Below are 26,939 nucleotides of genomic sequence, written 5' to 3'. Positions count from 1 at the left end.
GTAAGCTGATAGACATGGCTGAGGTAAAGTGGTACGGCATACTGCAAATATATGCCCCAGCCTTTTCTCATGCTCTATTTCTTCGTCGAACTCACGTTGTGTTAGTACCCGAAATTTGCTACTCCAGCAACCAGTTAAACACCACTTCAATCGTAAGTATGATTGGTCTAGCAAATGTAGGTGTAGGTAGTGAATGAGTCGGTTGATCAAATACTAAGGTCTGTTGCTGGGGCCGATAAACCAAGATTGCTTTTTCGCTTGGGTCAATAAGCCATCCCATCTCAGCACCATAATCGAGGCAATGCAGGATGTTTTTAGTCACTTTAGTATGACTCTGATCGGGGGATAGGATTTCAATTGTCCAATTAGGGGCCAGCTGAAAAATATTGGCAATCTCCCCATTTTGATCACGTGCGATTCTGTCCCAACTGAAAATGGAGATATCGGGAACGATCGATCGATCACCAAACGTACAGCGTAATTCTGAAAAGGCTCTGGCAATTTTTTTAGGCCGTAACTGGGCATTGATCGCAGTCGATAGTTCTGTCTGAATCGAGCTGTGCTTCCCTTGAGGCATCGGTTTTTTGATAATTTGCCCGTCTATATACTCGCTAGCCGGTTCTGTTTCTGGTAAAGCCAAAAACTCTTCTAACGTCAAGGGCTGAACAGGAGTTTGTACCATCTGATTGTTAGCTCAAAGAGACATACATCTGTTGATTGCAAGATAAATTCATACCAGGGAACTAAGAGCCCAGCACTCACCATCCCTCTTCATATTCGTCTAGTGCCTCTGCAAACATGGTTCCAAGCGTTATTTCATAGGGCAGTTCTTTATCTTCTTTATGATAAGCAACATAAGCGATTCCCTCTGCTTTGTTCCAGCAACTCATTTCGATAATGTAGTTCCAATACCAATCTGGAGAGCCAGTATTGGCGTTCCTTTGAAAATCGGCGGGTCCCCAAGCCTCCTGGATTTTGGCAACGACAGCTTCATATTCGCGTTGGAAATTAGCTTCGATAGTGTCTAAATTTGAAAAATCATGGTCAAAGAAGAGTTTTGATACTTTCCAATCAAATGTATATCCATATGGATGATAGTTCCCTGGAAACATCTTCCATAAAAAGCTTTCAAGGATTTTGACAGGATGTCTATCTTTCATGACTGCAGTCTCTTGCCATCACCTTTTTAGCTACGACAACAGAAAACATCAACCCATTAGGCAGGCGTTATTTACTAGACCTCATCGATATGTCCGATGGTTCTGCCCTTTCTGCCAAGATTCAGCTCTTGGAAACGATAGTGTTGGATTAGCCTGGATTTAAGATCTCATTGGTAGAAAGAGTCTTGGTTAAGTTGAGCTTCAGTTGACCTTCTCGCAAAGATGAAACAAATTCAGGGGACAAATAAGATTGGTATGCCCTATCTTCTGAGATATGCCGTTTCATAAAAGCGACACTCAACGCCGATAGATATGCCTTAGCCGCAGCAGGAGAAGGCCCCGCAAGCCCTTCGAACTCAGGCGGTGACTCACTGGGCTGATCAGCATTAATTGTGGAAAAATGGGTGCTGCCCTGCATCAAGACAAAATATTTATCTGCCGTAGTCAACCATGTAAAGGGCGTAGCCTGTTCTAGTAGCGCTGGCGAGACCTTATCTGCACTGCCCGATACAAACATTACGGGGGTTTGAATTTGGCTCAGCGTCTCACCCAGCACACTACTATTGACTGGGTTGATAGCGATTACCCCTTTAATCCGAGGATCTGCCAGCTCATAACGCTGTTTCGGCAACTTCAAAGCTTGGCACTGGAGCACCAAAGCAATATTAATCGTATCTTTAAGTCGTGATCCACAATCCTGCTGAAGTTGTTCAAAATTAAGCGTTGCACCTGCTAGGGCTAGGGCTGTATACCCACCAAAAGACTGACCAATTATGCCAACTTGCTCTAGATTCAACTGCCCACGTAATACTGGATCGGAAGCTGATAATCTTTCCAGTTCATCCAACACAAACCGCACATCCAATGGGCGGTCCAGAAACTCCGTCGGCTTAGTCACATTTTTCACGCGCCCTAACAGAAGCGCTTGTAACTGGTTGGTATTGCTGCCAATGTGCTCAGGCATCACCACCACAAATCCATGGGATGCTAGATGTTCTGCTAAATAGGTATAAGAATTGCGATTGGAATTAAGACCATGGGAAATGACAACAATCGGTTTGGGCTGTGGGTTGGCGGTTTGCGGTAGATAGAGATCAACGGGGAACTGACGGGACTGCCCGGTTAGATTTGTTCGAGTCACACTTTGATCTGATAGCGTGAGGGTCGTTTTTTGCCAGGAAAATTGCCCCAGCTGAGTCAAGACAGCTCCAGTGGGGTTGCCTGTGGAACGAGTGGGGGTCTGCTTCTCTAATGCCTCAATCAAGGTATTCGTTTGCCGAATTAAACCGCGTATTTGAGAAAAAATGGCTAGCCCTTCATCCAGATCTATCTGTAGACCTTGGATGGGATAGTGCTTTAAAAAGTTCAGAACTGTCAGCCCCTTTGGATCGGCAGCAGCAACAATGATTGCGCCTCTTAGAGCATAGAACCCACCTTGATTGGATTTAGGTCGAATGACTTTGGCGATACGACGGACCATTAACTCGCCAGTATCTGAATAGAGAAATTGCGATACGGCAATGGGAGAGATGGCTAGCTTTTGCTTTAGTGCATTTTGGAGAAAGGGGCGTTGCTCGGAACTGATATAGCGAGCATAGGGAATAAAATCTTCTGTGATGCGCCCTGTTTCAGCGAAGGTCTCCAAAGACTCAACGGAGACCGATTGCTCGAAGGAGAGAAACGAGGCAAAAATGCATTCGGCACTTCTGGCAGGTTTGAGATGAGCACTAACGGACAACCAACAGGCTGAGCCCACCAATAGTCCAAATTTTGAGACACGCTTGAACATAGGGGTTTACCCTCTAAACCTTTCTCCAATGTGTTCAAGAGCATAACAAGTTTGACCCAAAAGTGGACATCCGAAGAGTGAACATCCGGGAGTATGTAGCTGGGTTGCTCTATAAATGGTTTGAGTGATGCGGTCCCCCCTTTTGTTCTGTCCAACGCGCAGGGTGGGCATTAAACGGAAAAATAGAGAAGCATGATCGATCAGAATGTCGCGAGAAGAGGATGCTCTTTTGAGCTAAGTCCTTCTTCTCGCAAGACGGTCTAGAAGTTGTAGCCCACGCCTACAGAGACGCCTAGATCGACATCATCGATAAACCCTGCATTCGCGGCTGTATTTATGGTCCACTGCTCCGCCACCGGGATGTCTAATCCTCCAGTCAAGAGCGGTCCCACATCACCATCCGTACTGACGGCTATGCCGCCACCCAGATATGGGGCCACACTAATATCTTGGTTGGCCAGTTCACCAATGCGAGTGGCTGGCAAGTCAAAAGTGACAGGAACAAGGAAGGTGGCATCATCCGTAAAATCGGTGACCACACCAGGACGGACAGAGAAGGTGTTGGTCAACCCTACCTTACTAATGACGGATAAGCTGGTATCTCCAAGGGATGTCCCGCCTAAGGCCCCTATATTAACGCCAGCACCGACATAGCTAGGCCCTCCTTGGGTACTACGACCGACCTGAAAGCCGCTGGCTTGGTCGGTATCGTTAAGTTGAGCCAGTTGGGCTGCTGAGTTGGGCTGGCTTTCATTAGCTTGGGCTGCCGTGGTCATTGCTGAGAAACCCAGCAAAACGCCACAGGCAATTGTTGCATAAGCGCTATGACGAATATTCCCTTTCATTGCTTTCCTCTTTTAATTACATTGAGAATTGAAGGTTATAGACTTGCAGGATTGGAATTATTTCCTGATTGTCTATACCTCGTATTTAACAGGTTTCTTCTTGTGTTAGCTATGGGCTAAAAGGACTATCTTCCCTGCTGGTGACTCGTCCAAAAGTTTTAGTTCAAATGTCCGAGTAGAACTGGGATGTGAATGGATGCTTTGTTGGTATTCGGGCTTTTCACTTGCAGCTTGAACTCTGAGACGCACATTTTACTGCTTAGGTTCCAACAGTAGAGTATTTATGGGGACTGGCGTCTGTTGAAGATTGTTTTGGTCTAGATTAAAGAGCAATTTGTTTCCAAAAATGTATATTTGGTGACTATTTTGTAGGGGTGAATAAGATGTTTAAAGGTCTGTTTTTTGCAGAAGATGGTGTCGTCCGAAAGGCTGAGTTTTTAGGTGAGGATTGAACTTACTGACTCACAGAATCAGTTGAGCTTTAACCTGCAGTACGCTGTGCGAATTGAAACTTCAACCCTGGCCATAAACAATGCCCCCCAATAGGAGAGGCATTGAATCAAGACTATTAAAATCAGGTGCTCATCGTTCCAGCTGTTTACAACGACGCATAAGTCTTAGTTTTGGCCAATGATCTGCATGGATGGCAGGTCGGCAAGAACACAAGGTTCATATCGACAATCCAGCGATCGCATCTGTGATTCATCACTCCTGGGGACAATCTGAAGGTCTTTGTCTCTCGACCCATCGGGCCTGGAACGCAGTAATAATCAAGGATTTCGCCTGAATGCACTTCAAAGGCAAAATCAGCCAACGTCCCTAATCGGTGGCGAGTGGTGGTCCAAATCGGTTCATCCAGTTGATAGTGAATAAAGGATGTGGATTTCACAACAAGGGAAATATTGCTGGCATAGTTCACCCAAATTCCTTCCGAACTGACAGTCTCTACCTGCTCCCAAGGGAGGGAATTAATCCCACCTTCTAATTCGCAGTAGGTCAGACCAATCACCTGGTGTAGCTGCTTGTCAATCCAGATTTGCTCAACTAGACCCAAGATTTTCCCAGTATTGATATCCCATACGGGACAGTGCAGGAGCTGAGATTGTTGAACTTGCGACACAGTTGACATACGCATGATGTTTGCCTCAACAATGAAGTGGAGTTTGGAGTAAGGCTTATGGACTGAGCTGTTGTGCGGTAGGGGAAGACGGTTGCGGTGAAGCCAAGTTAGGGTTGGGAAATAAGCCTGTGGTGTTGAACACAAGCACGGCGCTTAAGACGCCTAGAGATCCACCCAGTAAACCCGTTCTCCACTGCAACTGCGATCGCAGTTTTCGGAGTTCTAGGGCATCGTTATCGGGGTCAGCTGGGGAATTGGGGAGAGAATGGGTTTCGATGATTTCCTGGGCTGCGATCACTGGCTGAAATTTGACTTGCTCATAGAGCCAATCTGTAATGAGTTGGGGACAATTACCCCGAAACCAACGAATGCCGAAAAAGCGAAAAACGGGTTTGGTTTGGGATGCGATCGCATGACTGATACGGTTGAGCGATCGCGGCTTCACTTTCCGGTTGATCAAATTAATTGAACCAATGTCATACAACCGATCCAAGATCAGTTTGATAGTGGTAGATTCTTGCTGAGTAAGCTGTTCAAGCAAGAGCAGAATCTCATCCACAGCTCGCTGTTCTGTTTGAGAAGAGGCCAGAGTTCTGACATCAACTGAAACGGCTTCTGGGGATTGAGTGCTTTTCACAATACTCTAGGAAAAATGCAATACTCCTATTGAATCTGGATTTCATGTAAGGCGAATCGACCCTAAGTCCAAAAAGCATGGGTTACCATCATCCACATGGACTAGTCCATAGGAAGCTTGGATGTCCGTCTAGTACAACTCATGCAAAAATGTGAGCCAGTATCCTGTGTTTAATCCTCTATATCTTTGCGAGATATGTTGGCAAACTCTCCAAACCAACCTCGCTGCCAAAAAAACAAGATCAAGGATAGAGAGATCGCACCCATGACGCCCCAAACCAGAGGATATCCCCAATACCAATTCAACTCTGGCATGTTCCAGGGAGAAGCCTGGGGATTAAAGTTCATGCCGTAGATCCCGGCAATAAAGGTCAGGGGGATAAAAATGGTAGAAATCACTGTTAACGTCTTCATTACCTCATTCATGCGATTACTGACGGCGGATAAATAGACATCCATTAGACTCGCCGCTAGCTCCCGATAGGTTTCCAGCATGTCCAACACTTGGACGGTATGGTCATAGCAATCCCGGAGATAAATTTCGACGTCGGGGCTAATCAATGTACATCCATTACGAGTAAGGGTTGCCAATAATTCTCTTTGCGGCCAAATTGCCCGTCGAAGGGTGATTAAGTCCCGTTTGACTTGATGGATCTGGGACAGGGTTTGTGGAGTGGGGCGGGCAATGACCTCATCTTCCAGGTAATCGATCCACTCACCATACGCTTCTAGTATGGGAAAGAAGCCATCAATAATGGCATCTAGTAATGCATAGAGTAAATAGTCTGCACCGTTTTTGCGAATCGTGCCTTTATCTGAGCGGATGCGATCGCGGACGGGGCCAAAACAATCATGTAAGGGCTCTTCTTGTAAGGTCAATAGATAATGTTTATCTAAGATAAAGCTGATCTGTTCAATGGCTAGATCGGGCTGGCTCATGGTTGGAGCCGACTGTCTTACGGGTTGATACGGAGACTGATCTGGTGTGAGCGTACACATCTGGGTAATGATCAAAAGCTGGTCTTTGTAATCATCAACTTTGGGTCGCTGGGGGACATTGACGACGTCCTCAAGGACCAGCGCATGTAGATGGAATACTTGTCCTAATTGCCGTAAGGTCTCTTCACTCCCCAATCCCTGTACATCAATCCAGGATACGGTTTCACTTTCGAGATAGGGAATACAATCTTGAGGATGTCGAAGCTGATGGTGGGTGGCTTCAGAGGCCTGATAATCCATTAATATCAATCTGGACGGTGGCTCATCTGCGCCAATATTCAAGGTTCCTGGTACACTGCCTTGATCGTAGTTAAGGGTAAAAGAGGAAGATGAATCACTGGGCGGATGGAAGGGGAACATAAACAATAGCCCTTAACGACTCCATCCAACAATAAGAGCATCAGAGGGTAACGGGTTCAAATTACTGAAAGATTTTCTAACGTGACTGTTTTGCTAAGGCGGCTGTATGATCGCTGGCGGCTGCCCCTAATTCTTGGGAATGGTGGTGATATTGGGACTGAGGTTCGGCCATCAGAATCACAGAGCGAGAGAGTTGATCCAGGAGGGGAGCAGTATGCTTTCCTAAGTTCAACCCATTATTGATCCGTTGCAAGCGCAGGATTACTAGATCAAAATTCTTAGCCTCTCGGGCGATATCAGCAATCGGGGTTTCGCCTGCCAGTAGCTGAATCTGGAATTGGCCTGCAGCAACAGGTAATCGTGCCACTAAGGCTGCTAGCTGTTGGGTCACTCGGGCTTGGTCTCGGTCTGATGCTTTGGGATGATGAATATGCAATAGCGTTACTTGGCCTTGGTTGGTGGCTGCCAACACCTGGGCCAAGCGGAGTATCCTTAGCAACGTCGGATGGGGGTGCTCAATCGGCAATAGAATTTTCCGGAACTGAGTCGGTGACTCTATCAGCCTCGCCACTACAACAAGGCAATGGGCCATGGCTAAGACATCGTTAGGAATACTGCTGCCGAATCGAGGCCGTCGGCCCATGCCCAAAACGATTAGATTGGCCTGTTCTTCCCGACTGGCATAGCTGATGGCTTGGGCGATATGATTGGCAATCCGCAATCGAGGGGTTAATTGGGCGTTAAAGGTTTGGTTGATGTCTTCTGCCTGCTTCAGGCGGTGTTGACATTGCTGAATCGCCCGCTCTAAGGGGGGCGCATCCATATGGGAACGAGCAAATGCGATCGCAAGGGGAATCACTCGCCCCCCTTCATATCTAGCGATCAAAGCAGCTAGTTCAATTAAATATCGTTCGGTTCGGGGATTATAAACCGGCACCACAGCCGAAAAGGGGGAATGAGCTTCACTGGGTAAGGGCAACCAGTTGAAGGTTGTCGTTTGTTCTAGGGAAGTTTGTACCGCCAACTGGCGAGCAAACCGGGCCGTCACCAATGGCCCCAAGATAGAGGTGATCAGCATCATTAAGATGACGCTGTTAAACAGTTGAAGATTGATGATTTGAGCCTCATACCCCACCAATGCAGCTGCTAAGGTTGCCGCAACTTGAGGAATGGACAGGGACCACATACTCCAAAACTGTGGCCCACTGTAGCCAAACAGCAGTTTAGTCCCAAAGGACGCCAGTAATTTGGTCAATAGCAACGTACCCACCACCAAGAGCGGTAGGTGAATGGAGGCCAAAATACTGCCAAAGGCCTTGAGATCGAGTAACAACCCCATGTTGACGAAAAACATGGGGATAAACAGCACACTACCAATAAACTCGGTTTTCTCTTTGACGGGACCATCGCCAATAATGCTATTGATGGCTAATCCAGCCAAGAAAGCGCCAATAATATCTTCTACGCCAATCAGTTGAGCGACCACGGCACACAGGAATACCGACAGCATCACGAACAGAAACTGGTTGCCCTCATCCTGACCTGTCTTACGAAAAAAGTACTGCCCGAATCTCTTCAGGCCCCATAACACTGCAATCGTGTAGACCGTCAGCGAACCAAGCAACCACGCTAGCTTGAGGGTTGTGAAGTTTCCCTGGTTAATGCCTAGACAAATGGCTAAAACCACTAATGCGCCGATATCGGTAAAGATGGTGGCTCCGACGGTAATGGTGATTGCCTCATCACCGACTACCCCTAGACGTTGAACAATCGGATAGGCCAGCAAGGTATGGGAGGCCAGTAAGGACCCAATCAAGACCGCAGCCAGCCATCCCAGATTGAGACAAATCCCAACTCCGATCCCCCCCAGCATGGGCAGTAAAAAGGTTAGGGCTCCAAACGTGAGGGAGCGATTGCGGGTGCGTTGAAACTGCTCTAGGTCGATCTCTAGACCCGCGACAAACATCAAATAAATCTTGCCGATGTCCGATAGCAGTTTCATGGTCTCTGTCTCTGATTGCAGCCAGCCTAGACCGCTGCTGCCAAAAAGGACACCTGCAACTAATAATCCGACTAATCCTGGAAGTTTGAGACGCTCAAAAATGGGAGGAGTGATGAGGACGATGGCCAAAAGCAGGACAAAAGTTGTGATTGGCTCTCGTAGGGTCTGAGTCGTTGACTCAACCAGTAATAGATACATAGACGATCCTGCCTATTTAATCAGCGGTGATTCGTTGAAAATTGACGATGCGTCTCGTTGGACAACAGCCAGTTTCAAGCAGCATGCTTAGCTCACCAGATAGTCGGCGATGTCTAGCTTATGTTTTTGTAATTTACTGAATGCCGTCTTCTGGAGTTGGCGAACCCGTTCTCGACTGATGTCCATGCGACGGCCTACGGCGGCGAAAGAGAGTTCACGTCCATCGATCAAGCCATAGCGAAGGGTAAGCACTTCTCGCTGCTGAGGGGTGAGAACGCCTAAAAACTGCTGAAGGGATTCCGTCAGCGTTGTGCCAGTGACAAAGTCTTCTGGTAAAGGATCAGACGTCTCGATGAAATCGACGATAGCGTGATCTTGGTCGTCGCCGAGTTTGAGATCGATGGAAAGCGTGTGGTGCGCGAGTTGAAGATATTCTCGGACTTTTTCCGAGGGTAGCGATAGAGCCTGAGCGATTTCTGCCGTTGTGGGACTCCGGCCCAAGGATTGAGACAGTTCTCGTTGGGTTCGCTTGATTTTATTAAAGTGTTCTGTCAAATAAATCGGTAGCCTAATGGTACGGCTTTGCTCTGCGATCGCACGGGTAATTCCTTGTCGAATCCACCAGTAGGCATAGGTTGAGAATCGAAACCCTTTTTGTGGATCATATTTTTCCGCTGCCCTCTCCAATCCCAAGGTTCCTTCTTGGATCAGATCGAGAAATTCTAAGTTACGGTCTTTGTACTTTTTGGCAATGGTCACCACTAAACGTAGATTCGCCGTAATCATAGCCTGCTTGGCTGTTTGGCCCTGCTCCAGTTTTGCTGCCAGTTCCGACACTTCCAGATCGGCAGCCTTAGCCCAGTGCTCTAGAGAAGGCTCCCCTCCTGTATCCTGAGTCAACTGTTCTTTGAGAGCTTGGAGAGCCACCCTCTCTTGAACCGCTCTGCCCAACTGCAATTCTTGAGACGGGGTCAGCAAGGGGAATCGACCAATCTCTCGCAGGTAAAGACGGACATTATCTGCCATATTCTGTCTACTATTACGTTGGTGCGGGGAAGGGTGAATGGATGTTGCGGCCATGACTGTTATCTCAACTTTGATGTGAAATAGAGTTCATACGGTCAGTTTCAGTGGAAATAGAGCTTGGCATGGGGAAGTAGACCATGCCTGATTAAGATGACTGAAGCACTGCAGATGGATGAAAGTTAGACGATATTGGAATCAACGTGGGCTTTACCACCGTTTTATCTCGAACGTTATGCCGTCCCCCTATTTAAGCGGGATGTCACTCAGATGGAATCCACCCTTGGACTCAAAAAACTCCTCCTAATGGACTAGGTCTTTGGAACGTTGACGAGGGGCTGGTTGATGGATATGGTGCAAGTAGGTTTGGTTTGCCTTGGAATAAACGCTACTGAGTTGATGGCTTTTGCGGCGACTATGCACGAATCTTTACCCCAGTCCGAATTCCCCTGCATTGGTTGGCGAGAATGGGTTGTCCTTCCTGAATTAGGTATTTCGACCATCAAAGCCAAAATTGACACGGGAGCTAGATCTTCAGCGTTGCATGCCTTTGATATTGAACGATTTCAACAAGCGGGTAAAACCATGCTGCGGTTCAAAGTGCATCCTTTGCAAAAAGATGAGCGCACCTGTATCACGGCTGAAGCAGAATTATTAGAAGAACGACAAGTTCGAGACTCAGGTGGTCATACTGAACTCAGGCCAGTGATCCAAACGGAGGTATGTCTTGCCCAGTACCAATGGCCCCTCGAATTAACCCTAACCAATCGCAGTAGTATGGGCTTTCGCATGCTGCTCGGTCGTCAGGCGGTCCGTCAACGGTTTGTCATTAATCCAGGGCAGTCTTACCTTCTCTCTGCTGACCAGGAAAAATAATCAGTCTTACATCACTATGAAAATTGCGATTCTGTCTCGTCAATCCTCTCTTTACTCCACGCGACGGTTAAAGGAAGCGGGTGAAGCTAAGGGGCATGACATGCATGTGATTGACTATTTGCGATGTTTTATGAACATCACGGCTCATAAACCGAAGGTGATCTATCAAGGGAAAGCCTTGGAAGGTTACGATGCCATCATTCCCAGAATTGGGGCGTCCAAAACCTTTTATGGGACAGCAGTGGTGCGCCAATTTGAAGTCATGGGCGTCTTTTCTGCGAATGAATCCCAAGCCATCTCACGGTCGCGAGATAAGCTGCGCTGTTTGCAAATTCTATCCCAAAAGGGCATTGGTCTACCCGTCACCGGGTTTGCTCATTCAGCCAAGGATATTGATGGCTTGATTGAGAGTGTGGGGGGTGCCCCCTTAGTGATCAAACTATTGGAAGGTACGCAGGGGATTGGCGTGGTGCTAACAGAAACCCATCAGGCGGCCAAGTCCGTCATTGAAGCCTTTCGGGGGCTAGATGCCAATATCCTGGTCCAGGAATTTATCAAAGAGGCGGGAGGCATGGATATTCGCTGTTTCGTGGTGGGCGATCGCGTGATTGCATCCATGAAACGGCAAGGGGCTCCGGGAGAATTTCGCTCCAATATCCATCGCGGCGGGAGTGCCACCCAAATTAAATTGACTCCAGAGGAACGGAGTACGGCCTTGCGGGCAGCAAAAGCCATGGGCCTGCGAGTTGCGGGGGTCGATCTCCTGCGCTCTAATCATGGCCCGGTGGTGATGGAAGTTAACTCTTCTCCAGGACTAGAAGGCATCGAAACGGCCACGGATGTGGATGTTGCAGGCAAGATTATTGACTATTTGGCCAAAAATGCCAGCCCGGGCAAAACTCGCGATCGCATCAAGTACTAAACCGACAACCTGAATATGACGATTACCATTGGGGGCACGACGATTGCTCCTGGCACTGAGCAACGCATCGATCTACCCGTCGCTCGTCTGCCAACCCAAACCCTGTTGTCGTTACCCATTCATGTGATTAACGGGCATAAAGAGGGGCCACATTTATGGCTCAGTGCCGCTATTCATGGCGACGAACTCAACGGCGTGGAAATTATTCGCCAGGTTCTGGAACAGGTCACCCCACAGATGTTGAGCGGGGCATTAATCGCCGTCCCCATCGTTAATGTATTTGGCTTTATTGAACAATCCCGTTACCTACCCGATCGACGGGATCTGAATCGGTCCTTTCCTGGCACCGCCCGAGGCTCTTTAGCGTCCCGATTGGCTCACCTATTTATGACAGAAGTGGTGAGTCACTGTACCCATGGGATTGATTTACACACCGCCTCTCATCATCGAGTCAATCTCCCCCAAATTCGGGCCAATCTCGATAATCCCGAAACCTATCGTTGTGCCCAAGCCTTTGGTGCGCCTCTGATGATGCATGCCATCACCCGAGATGGGTCTTTGCGGCAAGCAGCGGCTAAACAAGGAATCTCTGTCCTCCTGTTTGAAGCAGGAGAAGCACTTCGTTTTGATCAAACAGCCATCCAAGTCGGAGTGAATGGTGTACTTCAGGTAATGGAAACACTGGACATGGTTCCCCCTACGGTGCGGACCAACACCCATACACCCACCGTGGAATCGAGGACCAGCAAATGGGTCAGAGCCGCCCAGAGTGGCATGCTGCATCTACAGATCGAACTGGGCCAAACGGTAACTAAACGCCAAAATTTGGGGTTTATCGCCGATGCCTTTGGAGATACTCAGCGTAAGGTGCAAGCGCCCTGTCATGGCATGGTAATTGGCTACACCCAAAATCCCCTTGTCAATCAGGGAGATGGCATTGTACATATTGCCATGATTGAGGAGACAGATTAAGACTCCTCCTCTTTTTCTAAGGGAAGGAGAACCGTAACCGTTGTTCCTTGATCGACGACACTATCGATTTCAATCTGCCCCCCATGCAGTTCAGTACAGAGCTTAGTAATCGCCAATCCTAACCCCGTGCCTGAAATGCGCCCGACATTGGTCGCCCGCTGGAACGGCTCAAATAACTGGGCTTGGTCTTCAACCGGAATGCCAATACCTTGATCCGTTACGGCCATCATCACCTGAGTTGAGGCGACAGATAGGTGTAAGCGCACGGTACCCGATTCAGGGGAATATTTAACGGCGTTGGACAATAAGTTGGTCAAGATATAGGTCAGTAGCTTCTGATCCAAAAACATCGGCTGTAGCGCAGCCAGTTCTTGATCAATCTCAAGTTGAAGCTGACCGTTGGCCCTTGAGCTATGCTGTGTTTCCTCAACTAGTCGCCCACAGAATTGAATCAGGTCCAGAGGGACAGGCTCAAAGCTGAGTTTGCCGACCCCCATACGCCCCATAATCAAGACATCATCCACTAAAGAAACGAGGCGCTTAATGGCGTCGCGAATACGTTGAAAAAACTCTTTTTGCTTTTCAGAAGACAGGCGATGGGTGTCATGATCGATCAGCTGCAAATAGCCCGAAATCACCCCTAACGGATTCCGAAATTCATGGGACACCATGGATACAAACTGGGATTTTAAGCGATTCAGCTCTTGCAGATCCTCGTTGGCCGTTTTCAGTTGAGTATTGGCTTGCTGTAGGTCTTGACTAAGCTTTCGAATACGCAATAGAGTCTCCACCCGAGCCTGTAGCTCTGCGAGTTCAATGGGAGCCGTCAGAATCTCTTCAATCCCTTGCCAATAGCGTGGGGGGAGGAGATTCACCTTGTCTTTGGCAACGATTAACAGCACGGGGAGCAATACAGGGTGTTGTGAGGTGCGGCTTTGCTGGATGGCCTGCCAATACTGTTCCAAAGCAGGACCATCGACCAGTAGCAAATCGAAAGGTTGCAGGAGGTCCTGTTCTCTAGTGATCGAGAGAATCTGATAATGGGGGGCTAATTTAGCAGCGACGATGTCTCGATTGGCAGAACGAGACAACAACAACAGGATACGGGCCATCTTCGGAAACTGAGCTGCGATTAAACGGCTTAGATCAAATTCGCAGCGCTATACTGCTCTAGAATTATCATCGCGCAAATCCATCGATTTGCTGGGCTCGTGAGTAAATCTTCCCCCAAAACTCGTGCAAGTAAGACTCGGTTATCCACTGGCATTGAAGGGCTCGATACCATTCTTTATGGGGGGCTAATTGCCAATCGGGCTTACTTGGTGAGGGGCGGCCCCGGCACGGGAAAAACCACCTTAGGACTCCATTTCCTGACGGCGGCGTCCAGTCGCCAAGCGTCTCTACTGATTTGTTTTGGCGAACCTGGTGGCCAAATTTTGGACAGTGGGACGGATATGGGCCTGAATTTAAAATCGTTGCACTGTCTCGACTTGAGTCCTGACTCTGCCTTTTTTACTCAGACACAAACCTACGATTTTTTCAGCCCAGCGGAAGTCGAGAAAGATCCCATTACCCAGAAAATTGTCGATCAAGTGACGCAACTGAAGCCGAAGCGGATCTTTGTGGATTCGATGACGCAGTTTCGCTATATCACTGCCGATGAATTCCAATTCCGCAAGCAGGTTTTAGCCTTTGTCCGCTTTATCCTGGAGCAAGGAGCCACGGTTCTGTTTACGTCAGAAAGTAGCCCCAATACGCCGGATCATGATCTGCAGTTTATGAGCGATGGCGTGATTAATCTGGATATCACGCCCCATCGACGCACCATCCATATTTCTAAATTTCGCAGCTCGGGGTTTCAGACGGGCCATCATTCACTGCGATTGGATGTACAGGGAATGACGGTCTTTCCTAAGCTATTACCCGAAGCCTATAAACGAGATTTTCAGCCCGAACCGCTGCCGTCGGGGATTCCATCCTTGGACAAAATGCTGTGGGGTGGCATTGAACGAGGCATGGTAACTCTCTTTCGCGGACCCAGCGGGGTGGGCAAAACCACGATTGGCCTCCAGTTTATGAAGGAAGCAGCCAGCCGCATGGAACGCTCGGTGGTGTTTACCTTTGAAGAAGATGTAGAAGTGATTCTGCGTCGCTCTGAAAAGCTCAAGATTCCAGCGAGAGTGATGGTAGAACAAGGCTCCTTGGCCATTGTCAAAATTGAGCCCCTGCAATATACCCCCGATGAATTTTCGAGTGTGGTCCGTCATGAAGTCGAAGAGAACCACGTTCGCATCGTCATGATCGACAGCGTCTCGGGCTATAGCCTTTCTATGCAGGGGGAAGATTTTCTCACCCATCTTCATGCTCTATGTAAGTATCTGGCCAATATGGGCGTGGCCGTGATTTTGATTAATGAGACCGCCCTATTAAATGAGGATGATAGCTCCACCGACGATAGCTTTACCTACTTGGCCGATAACCTGATCCTGTTGCGGTATATCGATCGCCATGAAGATGGCAAGGTCGAGTTGCGCAAGTGTATCAGCGTGATTAAAAAACGACTGAGTGACTTTGAGAAAACATTGCGAGAGCTAAAAATCACCCGCTATGGGGTGGAAGTCGGCCCTCCCCTAACGGGATTACAGGGTATTTTGGAGGGCGATATTATCAAGTCTGACGAGGACGAAGATTAATTAGTCATCCCTAAGGGTGATCGTCACCGATAAACTCAAAAGCTATGGTTCCGCTAAGAAAAAGGTTCTGAAAGGCATCGATCACAGACAAGATAAAGGATTGAATAACCGATCGGAGAACTCGCATCGACCGACAAGGGTAAGGGAAAGGCGAATGGGACGCTTCAAATCTCCCGACCATGCTCAACGTTTTCTCTATGCTTTTGAACTGATACGAGGATATTTCCACCCCTTTCAACATCAACAATTTGCACCTAACTTTAGAGATACGCTGAGTCAGCGATTTGACAACTGGCGTGAATTGACGGGTCTGAGCGTCGCTGCATAAATCTCCATCTTGAGCCTATCGTTGAAAAATAGTGCCTAGTTCTTGCGATTGGCCTTCCACTAGAGGCGAAGGAAAATCTAAAGTGGAATAATAGACTTTCCTTCGCTTAAATTGGAGACTTGAATACAACGATTCGTATTTAGTTGGCTTAGGAGTTGTGGCTAGCCTCTAGTGCAGCCTGTGATGTTTCCCCTTTATCTAGAAGGTTGACTTTGACAACTTTATTCTGTTCCTCTTCAACTTTAGGTAGCGTAAGGGTAAGAAGACCTTGCTCAAACGATGCCTCAACTTTGGTGTTTTGAATAGCAATAGGCAGTTTGCTGGCTCGACGAAAGGGACCATAATTAATGTCTGAGAATAACCGCTTGGTTCCTTCCTTCAGGTCTTCAGGGTGACGTTCTCCAGCGATAGAGATAGATTCACGAGTGGCTTGGATATCTAAGCTGTCTGCTTTAACACCGGGTAAATAAGCTTTGAGAATCAGGGTATCGCCAGTGTCCCATAGCTCCACGGCTGGTGCCCAACTCGGATAATTTGAGGATTTGCCTGTATCGGTAGCACCCTCAAAAAGGTGATCGAGTTGTCTACGAACGGTATCAATTTCTTCAATTGGGTTCCAGTAATTAATCATCATATGATTTTTACCTCACAGTTACTTGCAATCGAATAGCGAAAACAACCGCTTTCTTTGTGTTAAATCTAATATGCAATATCTGGCCTTCGTTGAGAACCTTGAGAACCCCACCTTCCTTGTCGAGAAAACCCTACATATTTGGCAATAAATTATGAAGTATTAACCTTCAGAAGGGCTGATTTTTGGAGTAAGTTCTTCCCAAATTGATTGAAGATACTGAGATTGGCGGTTAAGTTGATAATTCCATTAAATGGGTAGGCAAACCTTAAACTGACTGCCTTTGCCTAAGGTGGAATGGACTTCAACCGTGCCTTGATGGGCTTCGACAATTTGGCGAACCAGATTTAGTCCCAGGCCATTACCCGAATAACGATGGCTGCCCTGAAACTCCCGTTCAAAGACAATGGGTTGTTCCGCTTTTGAGATGCCACAGCCTGTATCTTCGACCTGCAGGTGGATGACTTCATCTTTTCTGTCTAAACCAATCTGGATATGACCGTTATCGGTAAACTTGATGGCATTGCCCACGAGATTGGTCAGTACGCGCCGCAGCTCTATCCGTGCCCCGGAGACCGGCAACGCTTTCTTTTTACCCTTCACTTTGAGGGCTAGGTCTTTGGCTTCGGCGAGGGGACGCAGCTCTTCTATCACCGACTCCACCAGTTCTTTGAGGTCAAAGGTGGTGTAGGCAAGGGCTTTTTGACCCGCTTCATATTTGTAAATTTCTAGGAGGGTATTGGTCATTTGCAGTAAGTCAAAGTTGCTGCCCTGCATCGTAGTGATAACCTCCTGGCAGGGAGCTGGCAGTGCGCCATATTTGCCCCGTTCTAGCAGGGTAAACATCCGATCAGCTGCGACTAGGGGTGTCCGCAAATCATGGGTGAGGCGATATACAAATTCCTCCCGCATGGCGGTCATCTGCTCCCGCTCATCGATACTATGCTTTAAGCGCAGTAAAGAGCGGACTCGGGCCAGCAACTCCGTGACTTCGACGGGTTTACGGATAAAGTCATCGGCTCCAGCGTCTAAACCTTCCACCACATCGGATTCGGCCTGGGCCGTAATCAGCAAAATGGGAATAAAGGGTAAGCTCTTTTGCTGGCGAATCTGCCGTGTCAGTTCGATGCCATCCATCCCCGGCATCATCACATCGGAAAGCACGAGATGGGGGACGGAGACTTGGAATTGCTCCAGGGCCACTAAGCCATTTTCCGCAAGGCTGACCTGGTATCCGTCCGTTTCTAAAACCGTCTGGATAAAGCACAGGTTTTCATAGGCATCATCGACCACCAGAATATGGTCGGGCTGATCCTGGGGAGGCGTTGACAGGCCGTTCATGGGAGCGTCTAGAAAGGATGTGGCATACTGAGTGCGGATGCCATCAGTGTATCGGACAACCTTAGATCTGCGCGTCAGCCCATTGACCTAAGCCTTTTGACTCTGCCATGTCCCTAGACTCGATTCGGATTGTTATCGTTGAAGACCATACCCTAACGCGGATGGGGTTGTTAGGGGTATTAGAGGAGCAAGACAATATAGAAGTGGTAGGCGAAGCGGCCACTGGCAGGGATGGATTGAAGCTCCTGCAAAAGACCCAGCCCGATGTGGCGATTGTAGATATTGGCTTGCCGGATCTAGATGGAATTGAACTGGTGCAGCAGTTTAAGCAGGGCCAGTCAGAGGAAGCTAAAGCGAAGACCAAGATTCTGATCTTGACAATGCACCACCAGGACGTTGAAGTCCTCGCTGCTTTTGCGGCGGGTGCAGATTCCTATTGCGTCAAAGATGCTGAACTAGAGCAGTTGATTGAAGCCGTGAATACGACGGCGGAAGGCCATTCCTGGATCGATCCTGCGATCGCAAGTATCGTCCTCAAACAAGTTCGTCAAACCCCGAATGTCAGTGAGCAATCCACATCAGAGGTCGTGACTATCCAAGGTTTAGATCCTGAACAGGTCAAACTCCTGCAAACCTACCCGCTGACAGAGCGGGAGCTAGAGGTCCTAGAGCTGATTGTGGGTGGCCATAGCAATACAGCGATTGCGGAATCCCTCTTTCTGAGCATTGGGACCGTGAAAACCCATGTCCGCAATATTTTGAGTAAGCTTTGTGCTTGCGATCGCACCGAAGCAGCGGTGAGAGCCCTGCGGTCTGGCTTGGTTAAGTGATGGGGGCGGGAAAGGTACAGCACCTTTCCCTGAATTAACGCTAGTTCCAGTTACCGACCATCGTGAAAGAAGACCAATAGTAGGGATGGGTAAAATCCACCTCACCCCGCTCACCGAAAATTGCAGGCAGGGCCATTTGAGTGCCGTCCGCTAACATCAGTTGACCATCATCCGTAATCCGTACTTGACCGTTCAACATTGCCATTTGGGCTTGCCGTAAGGCCGCTGACTTAATGGGAGCCGTTTTCAAACTCTGATAAAATCCCGTCATCAGTCCCAGTGTCCCTTCATCACTGACATACCAAAGACTGCCCAAGGCTGACTTCACCCCCGATTGAATCGCGAGCCCCGTAAAGCCTAACTCCGCATCGGTATTGCCCAAGGCCGTCTGGCAGGCACTTAACACCAATAGTTCGACCGTGGGTGTATCACTCCACTTGGATGCGGTGGCCACTTCCCGCAGCTCTTTCAAACTCAGCTTTCCATCCCACAGTTGGATATAGGACTGTTCAATATTGCCTGACTTAAACTCGGCATGAGTGGCCAAGTGGATAATGTCAAACTGCTGCTGTTGAGTCAGCTTCTTCAGATTGGCCAGGGTGACATCGGGATCTAAGTAGGCCGATCCCTGCCAAATATTGTTGGTAAGCGCAGGAATTTCCACGGCAACCGAGGGCAATGGGGATTGTCCCTCTACTTCCTTGGTAATCCCCATCCCCAGCACCTGTTTGCCCTGAATGGGTGCATAGCGAGTGTCCGTTAAGCTAAAGCTCGGAATAAGAGCAATATTGTACTGCTCGACCAAAAACTGTTGACCATCATGCAGAGCAGCTAGGGGGAGCGATCGCAAGCCCGTATCCATGGCAAATACGAGCGTATCAATCTTTTTCTCCTCCAATTCCTCTGCCAGCGGCGCAATCATCCATTGATGGAGCTGCTGGGCTGACTGTAAGTAGCTGGTCGATTTGAAATCCACCGGATCGCTAATCTGGCGCTGAAAATCCTCAGCGGTCTGGGCAACCTTTTTCACCGTCGCCTCTGGGACTTTCTTGAAGGTGACATTGGCATTATTGCGATCATCAGCACTCGGGGCGCTTTGCCCAATCTGAATAGGGGTTGCAGCGGCCAGTTTGATCCCTATGGGAGAGTGGCTCACTTCAGAATCCCCTTGACTCGCCGTTACCAAAATTACCTGTAACCCTTCAGCTGTCTGGATCACATACACCAAGGCTGGATTGGTATTGGTCGCACGGGCTAACTTCTTTAACTCCTGAGAAATGTCATTACTCGACGCAATTTCACCAAAGAAGGGACCAAATTTAGTTGCATATGCGCCGGCAAAGCGGGTCTCAATGGCAGAGATATCACTGGGAGCCGTGGGGATAAGACGTGGATCTAATGTATCCACTTCGGGAATAGGATTGATATCAGATTGGCTGGGTGGCTCAGTTGGAACCGTAGGCGGAGTCTCAATAGGCGGAGTCTCAACAGGGGGAGTCTCAACAGGGGGAGTCTCAATAGGCGGAGTCTCAACAGGGGGCGTAGTCGGCGGTGGTTCATTCGGAGGTCCACCAGGTGTCGGTTGGGCATAGCTGGGCACGGTCCAACCATGTATGGATAGCAGGACCACTGCCGCCATTCCCGTTTTGAACAGCCGTATCCAACGCATGTGTAAACCCTTTATATCCTTCACGATGTTTAATCCTTTCGTTATCTTGAGGCGGTTGATCTGCAATTTTTAAACCTGATTTAGAAGCTCAGGGCATAGCCGATGCCCACAATAAAACGAACACCATCTCCGGCAGTGCCAGTAATATCCGTTATCGCTGGAGTGATAATGATGGGCACTTGTTGAAACGGTCGTAAGGACACGCCCAAACTCAGATCCTGTCCAGACCACTCCGCAATCACATTCATCGGATCAACAACGCGAACTGCAAGACTGCCAAAAATACCAGGCGTGTCACTATCGTTGATAATATTGCTTTCCGTTCGATAGCGACCTGTGCCTGCACCCGCTGACACGTAGATGCGGCTCAATAAATCCTTCGTATTTTCCTTAAGAACAAAGGTTTTCGTAACCACACCATAGGGGCTGGGGCCATTGACATCGCCATTCCCCCAGCCAAGGGCATCGTTGACACCCACCGCGACGGCAAATAGATCAGGAAGGTGACGGTGAAGTTTGAAGCTGATAATCCCCCGATCGAAACTATCCAGATCGGTTAAAGCGACCCCCACATCTAGTCCCACATATTTACGCGCATCTCCTAGACCAAAGCCAACGCCAAAGGCACCATCGGCACTATCCGTAAACCGTGTACGGTGTTGTATCCCCAAGCCAACAGACGCTTGTCGCCAAGACTTCCCATAGGCGGAAGGGGTCAAAATGCTAATGCTTGGACTGTAGATCTTTTTTGGGGTTAACACCTCTTGGCGCAGGTCTAGAGGGGCTTCATCGGGGATGGTCGGTTGCGTTCGGAGGCTGGGGCGACGGCCAGCGGACTCCGTGGCGTTTGGTGCCTCGGGTACCTGCCCTAGTCTGTCCGCTAGTGCCTGAGGATGGGCAGGAATAGGAGGACGGTGATCGAGATCTACCCGGTTTGCATTCGTAATAGCCCGTAATTCAGATGATGATGGACCATTGTTTGAAATAGTAGATTGAGAACTCGTTTTAGGGAGGAAATTGGCATTTTCTTGGCGCGATATTTCAGAGTAGATCAAGTCTAGCTTGACTGCTGAGTCCGACTCAGGATTCTGATTTAAAGGCTGTTCTATTGCTTCTGTTTGCAGGGGTAAATGATGGGACTTGTGGGTTCGATTGACTGGAGTGGAGCGTGCCGGGTTGGGGAATAAATTGCTCAAATCATCCCCTACAAAGGAAGAATTTAAGGGTGAGTCTCCTGGAGAGGGAGTCGTCAATTCTAAACCTTGAGAGCTGGGAGAAGCGGCACTTTTAGATATCTGTTCAGCAGAGACAATCTGATGTTGGAAGGATAGGCATATCGATACAGTAAGAAGGCTAAGCTGGCTAATAAAAGAAGGCTTAAACGACATAACATTACCCAGAGATAAGCTCAATAAACAACAACCCTCTTGTGCAGATAGGGGATAATTAAGTCATCACTGATTGAAGCATATGTGTTGAACCGTTTGGCATAAATATTCACGAAAAATAATTAAAATGAAGTCAGTGGATAAATTTTAAAAACCATGAAAGAACAGTCAGAGAGTAACCTTGTTTAAGACGCTCTGACTGTGAAGAAACGATACCAATCTGCTGACAGAAAAATCACTCTTAGTCAGCAGACGTTAGCTCAGCTTGTGCTGCCGTTTATTATTCGGGTGTCTCACTGGGGGGGAGTGTTTCGCTAGGAAGCGTGGGTTCGCTGCCGCCAATCGCAGACGGTGTTTCAATCGGTGCCCTTTCATTTAAGAGTCGTTCAAAGTTAATGACCTCTTTGGTCGGCCGTCGAGGTCCGCGACGAATGCTGGAACGATAGTTAAATAATTGACGGAGGACTCGTGTGGGCTGATCGCCACGTTCGAGGGTGATTAGTAATCCCTGATCAATGCAGTCCCCTTGCTTCTCAGAAATACAAATTACATTGTAGTTATTCAGCGTGCCCGTCGAGACAAACCGCAGAAGGCGCTGATCCGAAAACTGCTGAAACCGCTGAGTGACCGTCTCGCACCGTCGTGTAGGCGACCAGCTAGAACCAAAATAGTTACTTTCCCACACAATTAGCTCAATCACACCGCGCTCTGTATGAGCTACGGTGGATAATTTATCGGCCTCGTTTTTGCACTCGTAGCGAATTTTAGGTTTAACCGGCTGATCCGGTGAAATTCCTGGCTTGATCTGGGGAGAGGTCGCTTTTTCTGCGGTAGGTGGTACAGCTGGTGAGGTAATATCAGACCCCCCTGGCTCAGCTACGGGCGGCACCATTGGCGGGGTAATACCAGATGTACCCGGCTCAGCAGAAACACCTGCAATATGGACCACGGGGGTCAGGCTGGCGGCCAGTACAAGAGAGGTGAAGAGAACGTTAGACATAGAATTCATTGCAATACCTTGAAAGTCGTTGTCACTAGAAAAATCACCCGCATACAGATCAAGAGCGGTTCAACAGCAGTGAGCTAGGGTTAAGTGAGATCGCTGGTTAATGGCATAGGCAAAGGACCTTATTCCGAACACAATGGACCTGGACAAATAGGGACGACTTCTTTGGGCGGTGGATCTGGATGGACTGGAGGCGGTGCTGGGCGTGGGGCTTGATAGGCGGGTGGGCGTTGACGTGGGGGTTGTGGAGCTTGATAGGTTGGGCGGCGCGGCTGACGAAGGGGAGGAGCAGCACGCCAAGCAGGGGCTGTCGCTGTTTGACGGGGTGGCTGCCAGACGGTTTTAGGGGCCGGGCGGCGTGCGATCGCAGTTTGAGCCTCTTTCTGAACCTGATCGGCTCTCTTCTTCCAGTATTCGGGGGTCTTGATGGGTTTGACGGTTGCGATCGCATCCTCAGCTCGCCCTTCTTTTAAGGCTTTCTGGGCCGTTTCGATCTTTTGTTGATGGACGTTGTGCTGGGTTTGCCACTGTTTGGCATCCCGCTGGGCCTGCGACTTAACAACGCTGGTGGATGGAATTTGCTCTACCCAAGCGAGGGCCTGTTCCAAATCGCCTTTGACGGTATAACGGGTGCGGGCATCTTGGAGCAAACGGGCCGACCAGGTATCCAGTTTTTGTTGTGCTTGCAGGTGGTACGTACTTTGATCCGACACCTTCGTAATCAGTTGCACCGCATCTGCGAACTTATTTTGTTCAGCCAGTTGCGTCGCCTGCCCCAAATAGCACTTAGATAGCGGGTTTAGCAGTTGCTGGTTGGCATTCACAGAAAGGGCTGATTCTCCGAGATCAATACATTCAGAATACTTGGCTTGCCCCCATAACTGATTTAGCTGAGCCGTGGTCTGACCGATCGGGTTAGAACTCCACAGCATAAAGCCCCCAATTCCAGCCCCCACCAGTGCCGTAGACGGGAGCAGAATCTTCAGTAGTCTGCGTGACTTCTGGTTCGCATGACTTGCTTCATATACCGGAGCCGTCCCCTTTTCAGGCGGTGCCTGGATATTGGTTGGTTGTTCGTTGATTACCTGGGTCTGCTCGGACGGTGCCTGCGCTGAAGATTGATAAATCGTGGGCGGCGGTTCAGCCATCCCTGGCACGCCATCCTCTATCGCAGGGATAGCAGCAGTTGGATCGGCTGGAGAAATGCCATTGGGGTGAGGTGCTGAAGCCCCCAAAGCCTCTGGTGTCAGCGCTTGCAAGTCCGTTAACACCGCTTCCACCGATTGATAGCGCCTTCGGTAGTCTCGGCGCACCATCTTAGTCAAAATTTGAGCGAGGGCGGGACTGACCTCGGCCTTATCCTGCCAGAGAATTTCATCCTCTTCACTCCGTTCAAAGACAACGGGGCGAACGCCCGTTAATCCATAAATGCCAATGGTGCCCAAAGCATAGATATCGCTGCTGATATGGGGCTTTCCTCGGATTTGCTCATCTGGCATATATCCAGGGGTGCCCACGGCAATCGTGGTTTCTGCAACCTGAGTTTGGTCTCGACTAATTTGCTTAACCGCACCAAAATCGAGAAGAAATACGGCCTGATCAGAGCGTTGTCGAATTAAGTTATCGGGTTTAATATCTCGATGAATGACGCCCAACTGATGGACAAACTTGAGAATCTCTAAGCATTCTTCTAGAAAAGACGTGACCTTCGATTCTGGCCACCGTTTATCGGGACTCAGTTCTTGGGCAATCGACGTCCCGTCAATAAACTCTTGCACCAGGAAAAAATCCTGTTCTGCTTCAAAGTAGGACAAGAGCTTGGGAATACGGGGGTGACTGCCTAAATTTCCCAGAATCCTGGCTTCTTGCTCAAAGAGACGCCGAGCAATTTCCAGAAATTTAGGATCATTGGAATCGGGCTTCAGCTGTTTGATCACGCACTTGGGGTGATCCGGTTGATAGGTATCTTGAGCTAGGTAAGTGGTCCCAAATGACCCTTGAGCTAAGGTTTCTAGTAATTGATATCGATATGCTATGACTGGTTCCGTCATCTCAACCTTTAACCCCAAATATCACGCTCAATGCAATCCATCTTTTAAGTGTGTCACCCCCAGGACACTGCAAGCATTACAAGTTTGTATTGCTTGGGGCTGTTCACTGATGTCGCCATCTCCGTACAGCTAGAGCTCCCCCGAATCTGCCCTATCTTGTGGTTGCCTCATCGTCATTAAGACTGGCATGGCGGCTGAAGAGTTGCCTTGAAACATCAATTTAAAACAGTTCAACCCGTTGGCAATAGTGTATCTGACCCCAAAGATCAGCATTGTGATTTGCATCAACCGTGGATAGATTGACCCAGATGAACATCAAAATTCACTCCATTCACTTATCTATCCCCTGCCACAGAATTACGCAGCGATCCGATCGGCTCAGCACTGCAAGGGGAATGGGGAGCTGGCATCAAGCCCAGCGATTAGACTGCAGTTTGCCCCTCTCACCCCTGGCGTTTTCCTGGGAAAATTTATTAAAATTGACAAGCATTCTACGCCAACTGAGGTCTCGCCTTGTCCGTTTCTGTGCGATTTATGCCTGACAATATTACGGTTGAGGCTGATATTGGTGAACCTTTGTTAACGGTGGCGGAGCGAGCAGGTATCGAAATTCCCACCGGCTGCTTAATGGGCTCCTGTCATGCCTGTGAGGTGGATATTGAAGAAATTGGAGAGCTCTGTTCTTGTATCTCCTCGGTTCCTCCTGGTTATGCTCAATTGACGATTAATTTGTTTTCCGATCCAACCTGGTGATTAAGCAGGGGTTTGGGGAATCACCTTGGCCACCTCTGCGGAAATAAACGGAATCAGTTGTTCGTTATCGCTGGCTTGTTTGCCTTCCGTAAACACCACCAGCAGATACGGGTGGCGATTGGGCAATTCGATATAGGCTGCATCATGACGGACGGTGCTGGTCCAGCCTGCCTTAGACCAGACCTGAGTGTCTAGCGGGACGCCGCCCCCAATAAAGCCAGTCACCTGATTTTCGGGATCGGCTGCCAACACCTCTGGATCAAGATTGCGGCGCATGAGGTTGAGCATGGCTTGCGATCGCACCGCCGATACCGATACCCCACCCACCATACTGTGCAAGAGCCGAGCCGTTGCCTCCGTGGTCAGCCGATTGCGGTTGGCGCGATCCTCGCCGACAAAAGCCTGTTCCCGGCCATAGGGGCCATCCCCCCAGGTTTTTTGGTTGGCATTCATCGTGCTCAGTTCAGGCCAGTCCAGGGACTGAAAGTAGCGATTGACGATATTGCGCTGGTGCTGCCAGGTTTTAAAGGGTTCTGGCGGCAGTTCGGGGCCACTGGTGGTGCCCGTCAACATATCCATCACTAACCCCGTGGCATCGTTACTAGAGTCCACAATCATGTCCTCCATCGCCCGTTCCAGTTCAGGAGAAGGCTGCATCATGCCTGTTTCTAGCCATTCATGGGCCGCCACCAGATAAAACAGTTTGACGACGCTGGCCGGATAAATGCACTCAACGCCCCGATAGCTAAATCCCCGCACTGGATATTGCCAAAATTCCTGGGGACTGACGCTTCCTCCCGTATTGGTGATAAAGGGCGGATCATAAACCAACCAGGTCAGGGCTAATTGATTCGGGGCTAACCAGGGAAATTGAGCCCAGACTTGATCTAAAATCGCTTGGCCTTGGGTTTGGAGCTGATCGTCAGGCTGAAAAAAAGACATAGGGATTGAATCACAGGGAGCGGACAGAGGGCAATATTTACAGCAGACTATCACCATTGGCGATGTCTAGGTGAAACAATGCGCGATCGAGGGCTTGAAACTTAGCCCATCCGATTCCTAAATTGCTATTTTTCCTCTATTGTTGAAATATTTCTTCAAGTGTGGTGACCATTCTGGGGTCAATTCAGGGCAAACTCTAGAAGAGAGTCGAAATTTAGAGGACAATTTTGAATGTTCGACCTGGGCATTGACAAATAGCCGCTCAAATTTAGACTGTTATTTTCAGCCCTTACTCATTAGTGGATGTAGGAGTTAAGCGTGGCAGGTCACAAAATCTTAGTGATTGACGACAGTAAAGTCATTCGTATGCGCGTCCGGGATATGCTGCCGGAAGGTGACTTTCAG

The 26,939-nt window shown here is 48.9% G+C and carries 23 protein-coding genes and 2 pseudogenes; 8 read left to right on the top strand and 17 right to left on the bottom strand.

What is annotated here, in order from left to right:
• Positions 1 to 118 precede the first annotated feature (118 nt).
• The 9 genes from Q0986_RS02545 to Q0986_RS02505 all read right to left on the bottom strand — a co-directional run bounded on the left by Q0986_RS02545 (position 119) and on the right by Q0986_RS02505 (position 10,189).
• Positions 119 to 682 (bottom strand): Uma2 family endonuclease, encoded by a 564-nt coding sequence (locus tag Q0986_RS02545; protein ID WP_299403236.1) that lies wholly within the window; start codon positions 680 to 682, stop codon positions 119 to 121.
• A 76-nt stretch (positions 683 to 758) separates the two neighbouring features.
• Positions 759 to 1,160 (bottom strand): hypothetical protein, encoded by a 402-nt coding sequence (locus Q0986_RS02540; protein WP_299403233.1) that lies wholly within the window; start codon positions 1,158 to 1,160, stop codon positions 759 to 761.
• Between the two features lie 148 nt (positions 1,161 to 1,308).
• Complete coding sequence (locus Q0986_RS02535) at positions 1,309 to 2,949, bottom strand: alpha/beta hydrolase (protein ID WP_299403229.1); 1,641 nt, start codon at positions 2,947 to 2,949, stop codon at positions 1,309 to 1,311.
• A 260-nt stretch (positions 2,950 to 3,209) separates the two neighbouring features.
• Complete coding sequence (locus Q0986_RS02530; protein WP_299403226.1) at positions 3,210 to 3,794, bottom strand: hypothetical protein; 585 nt, start codon at positions 3,792 to 3,794, stop codon at positions 3,210 to 3,212.
• 598 nt (positions 3,795 to 4,392) lie between these two features.
• Positions 4,393 to 4,929: a PRC-barrel domain-containing protein gene (locus Q0986_RS02525; protein WP_299403222.1), complete on the bottom strand. Its 537-nt coding sequence runs from the start codon at positions 4,927 to 4,929 to the stop codon at positions 4,393 to 4,395.
• Positions 4,930 to 4,969: 40 nt separating this feature from the next.
• On the bottom strand, positions 4,970 to 5,551 hold the full coding sequence (locus Q0986_RS02520; RefSeq protein WP_299403218.1) for a hypothetical protein: 582 nt from the start codon (positions 5,549 to 5,551) through the stop codon (positions 4,970 to 4,972).
• Between the two features lie 170 nt (positions 5,552 to 5,721).
• Positions 5,722 to 6,909 carry a magnesium/cobalt transporter CorA gene (gene corA / locus Q0986_RS02515; protein WP_299403212.1) on the bottom strand — a complete coding sequence of 396 codons (1,188 nt, stop codon included), beginning with the start codon at positions 6,907 to 6,909 and terminating at the stop codon, positions 5,722 to 5,724.
• A gap of 76 nt (positions 6,910 to 6,985) precedes the next feature.
• On the bottom strand, positions 6,986 to 9,109 hold the full coding sequence (locus tag Q0986_RS02510) for a cation:proton antiporter (RefSeq protein WP_299403208.1): 2,124 nt from the start codon (positions 9,107 to 9,109) through the stop codon (positions 6,986 to 6,988).
• A gap of 87 nt (positions 9,110 to 9,196) precedes the next feature.
• The gene (locus Q0986_RS02505) at positions 9,197 to 10,189 is read right to left on the bottom strand and encodes an RNA polymerase sigma factor, RpoD/SigA family (protein WP_299403203.1); all 993 of its coding nucleotides are present in this window, start codon (positions 10,187 to 10,189) and stop codon (positions 9,197 to 9,199) included.
• 360 nt (positions 10,190 to 10,549) lie between these two features.
• On the opposite strand from Q0986_RS02505, the gene Q0986_RS02500 reads away from it, so the two are divergent.
• The 3 genes from Q0986_RS02500 to Q0986_RS02490 are packed head-to-tail and all read left to right on the top strand — an operon-like array spanning position 10,550 to position 12,902.
• Entirely contained in the window at positions 10,550 to 11,008 is a 459-nt protein-coding gene (locus Q0986_RS02500; protein WP_299403199.1) for an ATP-dependent zinc protease, read from the top strand.
• Between the two features lie 16 nt (positions 11,009 to 11,024).
• Complete coding sequence (gene rimK, locus Q0986_RS02495) at positions 11,025 to 11,930, top strand: 30S ribosomal protein S6--L-glutamate ligase (protein ID WP_299403194.1); 906 nt, start codon at positions 11,025 to 11,027, stop codon at positions 11,928 to 11,930.
• A gap of 15 nt (positions 11,931 to 11,945) precedes the next feature.
• Positions 11,946 to 12,902, top strand: a complete 957-nt coding sequence (locus Q0986_RS02490; protein WP_299403191.1) for a succinylglutamate desuccinylase/aspartoacylase family protein — start codon at positions 11,946 to 11,948, stop codon at positions 12,900 to 12,902.
• On the opposite strand, the gene Q0986_RS02485 is transcribed toward Q0986_RS02490, so the two are convergent.
• Complete coding sequence (locus Q0986_RS02485) at positions 12,899 to 14,014, bottom strand: HAMP domain-containing sensor histidine kinase (RefSeq protein WP_299403187.1); 1,116 nt, start codon at positions 14,012 to 14,014, stop codon at positions 12,899 to 12,901. The two genes, Q0986_RS02490 and Q0986_RS02485, sit on opposite strands and share 4 nt — an antisense overlap.
• Before the next feature lie 99 nt (positions 14,015 to 14,113).
• Here Q0986_RS02485 and Q0986_RS02480 point away from each other — a divergent pair, with 99 nt between their 5' ends.
• Positions 14,114 to 15,595 carry an ATPase domain-containing protein gene (locus Q0986_RS02480; protein ID WP_299403183.1) on the top strand — a complete coding sequence of 494 codons (1,482 nt, stop codon included), beginning with the start codon at positions 14,114 to 14,116 and terminating at the stop codon, positions 15,593 to 15,595.
• Between the two features lie 13 nt (positions 15,596 to 15,608).
• Positions 15,609 to 15,923, top strand: a pseudogene (locus tag Q0986_RS02475) (DDE-type integrase/transposase/recombinase); the annotation flags it as partial.
• 148 nt (positions 15,924 to 16,071) lie between these two features.
• Here the strand turns inward: Q0986_RS02475 and Q0986_RS02470 are convergent.
• Entirely contained in the window at positions 16,072 to 16,557 is a 486-nt protein-coding gene (locus Q0986_RS02470) for an Hsp20/alpha crystallin family protein (RefSeq protein WP_299403178.1), read from the bottom strand.
• A gap of 246 nt (positions 16,558 to 16,803) precedes the next feature.
• Positions 16,804 to 17,895, bottom strand: coding sequence for a hybrid sensor histidine kinase/response regulator (locus tag Q0986_RS02465; protein ID WP_299403173.1), 1,092 nt, complete (start codon positions 17,893 to 17,895; stop codon positions 16,804 to 16,806).
• Positions 17,896 to 18,002: 107 nt separating this feature from the next.
• Between Q0986_RS02465 and Q0986_RS02460 the strand changes: the two genes are divergently transcribed.
• Entirely contained in the window at positions 18,003 to 18,725 is a 723-nt protein-coding gene (locus tag Q0986_RS02460) for a response regulator transcription factor (protein ID WP_299403170.1), read from the top strand.
• Positions 18,726 to 18,765: 40 nt separating this feature from the next.
• On the opposite strand, the gene Q0986_RS02455 is transcribed toward Q0986_RS02460, so the two are convergent.
• The 4 genes from Q0986_RS02455 to Q0986_RS02440 all read right to left on the bottom strand — a co-directional run bounded on the left by Q0986_RS02455 (position 18,766) and on the right by Q0986_RS02440 (position 24,839).
• Entirely contained in the window at positions 18,766 to 20,394 is a 1,629-nt protein-coding gene (locus Q0986_RS02455; protein WP_299403166.1) for a CHAT domain-containing protein, read from the bottom strand.
• An 80-nt stretch (positions 20,395 to 20,474) separates the two neighbouring features.
• On the bottom strand, positions 20,475 to 21,782 hold the full coding sequence (locus Q0986_RS02450) for a hypothetical protein (RefSeq protein ID WP_299403163.1): 1,308 nt from the start codon (positions 21,780 to 21,782) through the stop codon (positions 20,475 to 20,477).
• 280 nt (positions 21,783 to 22,062) lie between these two features.
• Positions 22,063 to 22,782, bottom strand: a complete 720-nt coding sequence (locus tag Q0986_RS02445) for a COP23 domain-containing protein (protein WP_299403158.1) — start codon at positions 22,780 to 22,782, stop codon at positions 22,063 to 22,065.
• A gap of 128 nt (positions 22,783 to 22,910) precedes the next feature.
• Positions 22,911 to 24,839, bottom strand: coding sequence for a protein kinase (locus Q0986_RS02440; RefSeq protein ID WP_299403154.1), 1,929 nt, complete (start codon positions 24,837 to 24,839; stop codon positions 22,911 to 22,913).
• Positions 24,840 to 25,352: 513 nt separating this feature from the next.
• On the opposite strand from Q0986_RS02440, the gene Q0986_RS02435 reads away from it, so the two are divergent.
• Positions 25,353 to 25,592, top strand: a complete 240-nt coding sequence (locus tag Q0986_RS02435) for a 2Fe-2S iron-sulfur cluster binding domain-containing protein (protein WP_299403149.1) — start codon at positions 25,353 to 25,355, stop codon at positions 25,590 to 25,592.
• Here the strand turns inward: Q0986_RS02435 and Q0986_RS02430 are convergent, their stop codons facing one another.
• On the bottom strand, positions 25,593 to 26,534 hold the full coding sequence (locus tag Q0986_RS02430; protein ID WP_299403145.1) for a serine hydrolase: 942 nt from the start codon (positions 26,532 to 26,534) through the stop codon (positions 25,593 to 25,595). It lies immediately after the preceding gene.
• A gap of 318 nt (positions 26,535 to 26,852) precedes the next feature.
• On the opposite strand from Q0986_RS02430, the pseudogene Q0986_RS22845 reads away from it, so the two are divergent.
• A pseudogene (locus Q0986_RS22845) lies at positions 26,853 to 26,939 on the top strand (response regulator); the annotation flags it as partial.

This window comes from Acaryochloris sp. IP29b_bin.148 (assembly GCF_028285565.1).
GTDB lineage: Bacteria > Cyanobacteriota > Cyanobacteriia > Thermosynechococcales > Thermosynechococcaceae > Acaryochloris.
The sequence above is the reverse complement of the archived record's forward strand: the minus strand, read 5'-3'. Positions and strand labels throughout refer to the sequence as shown.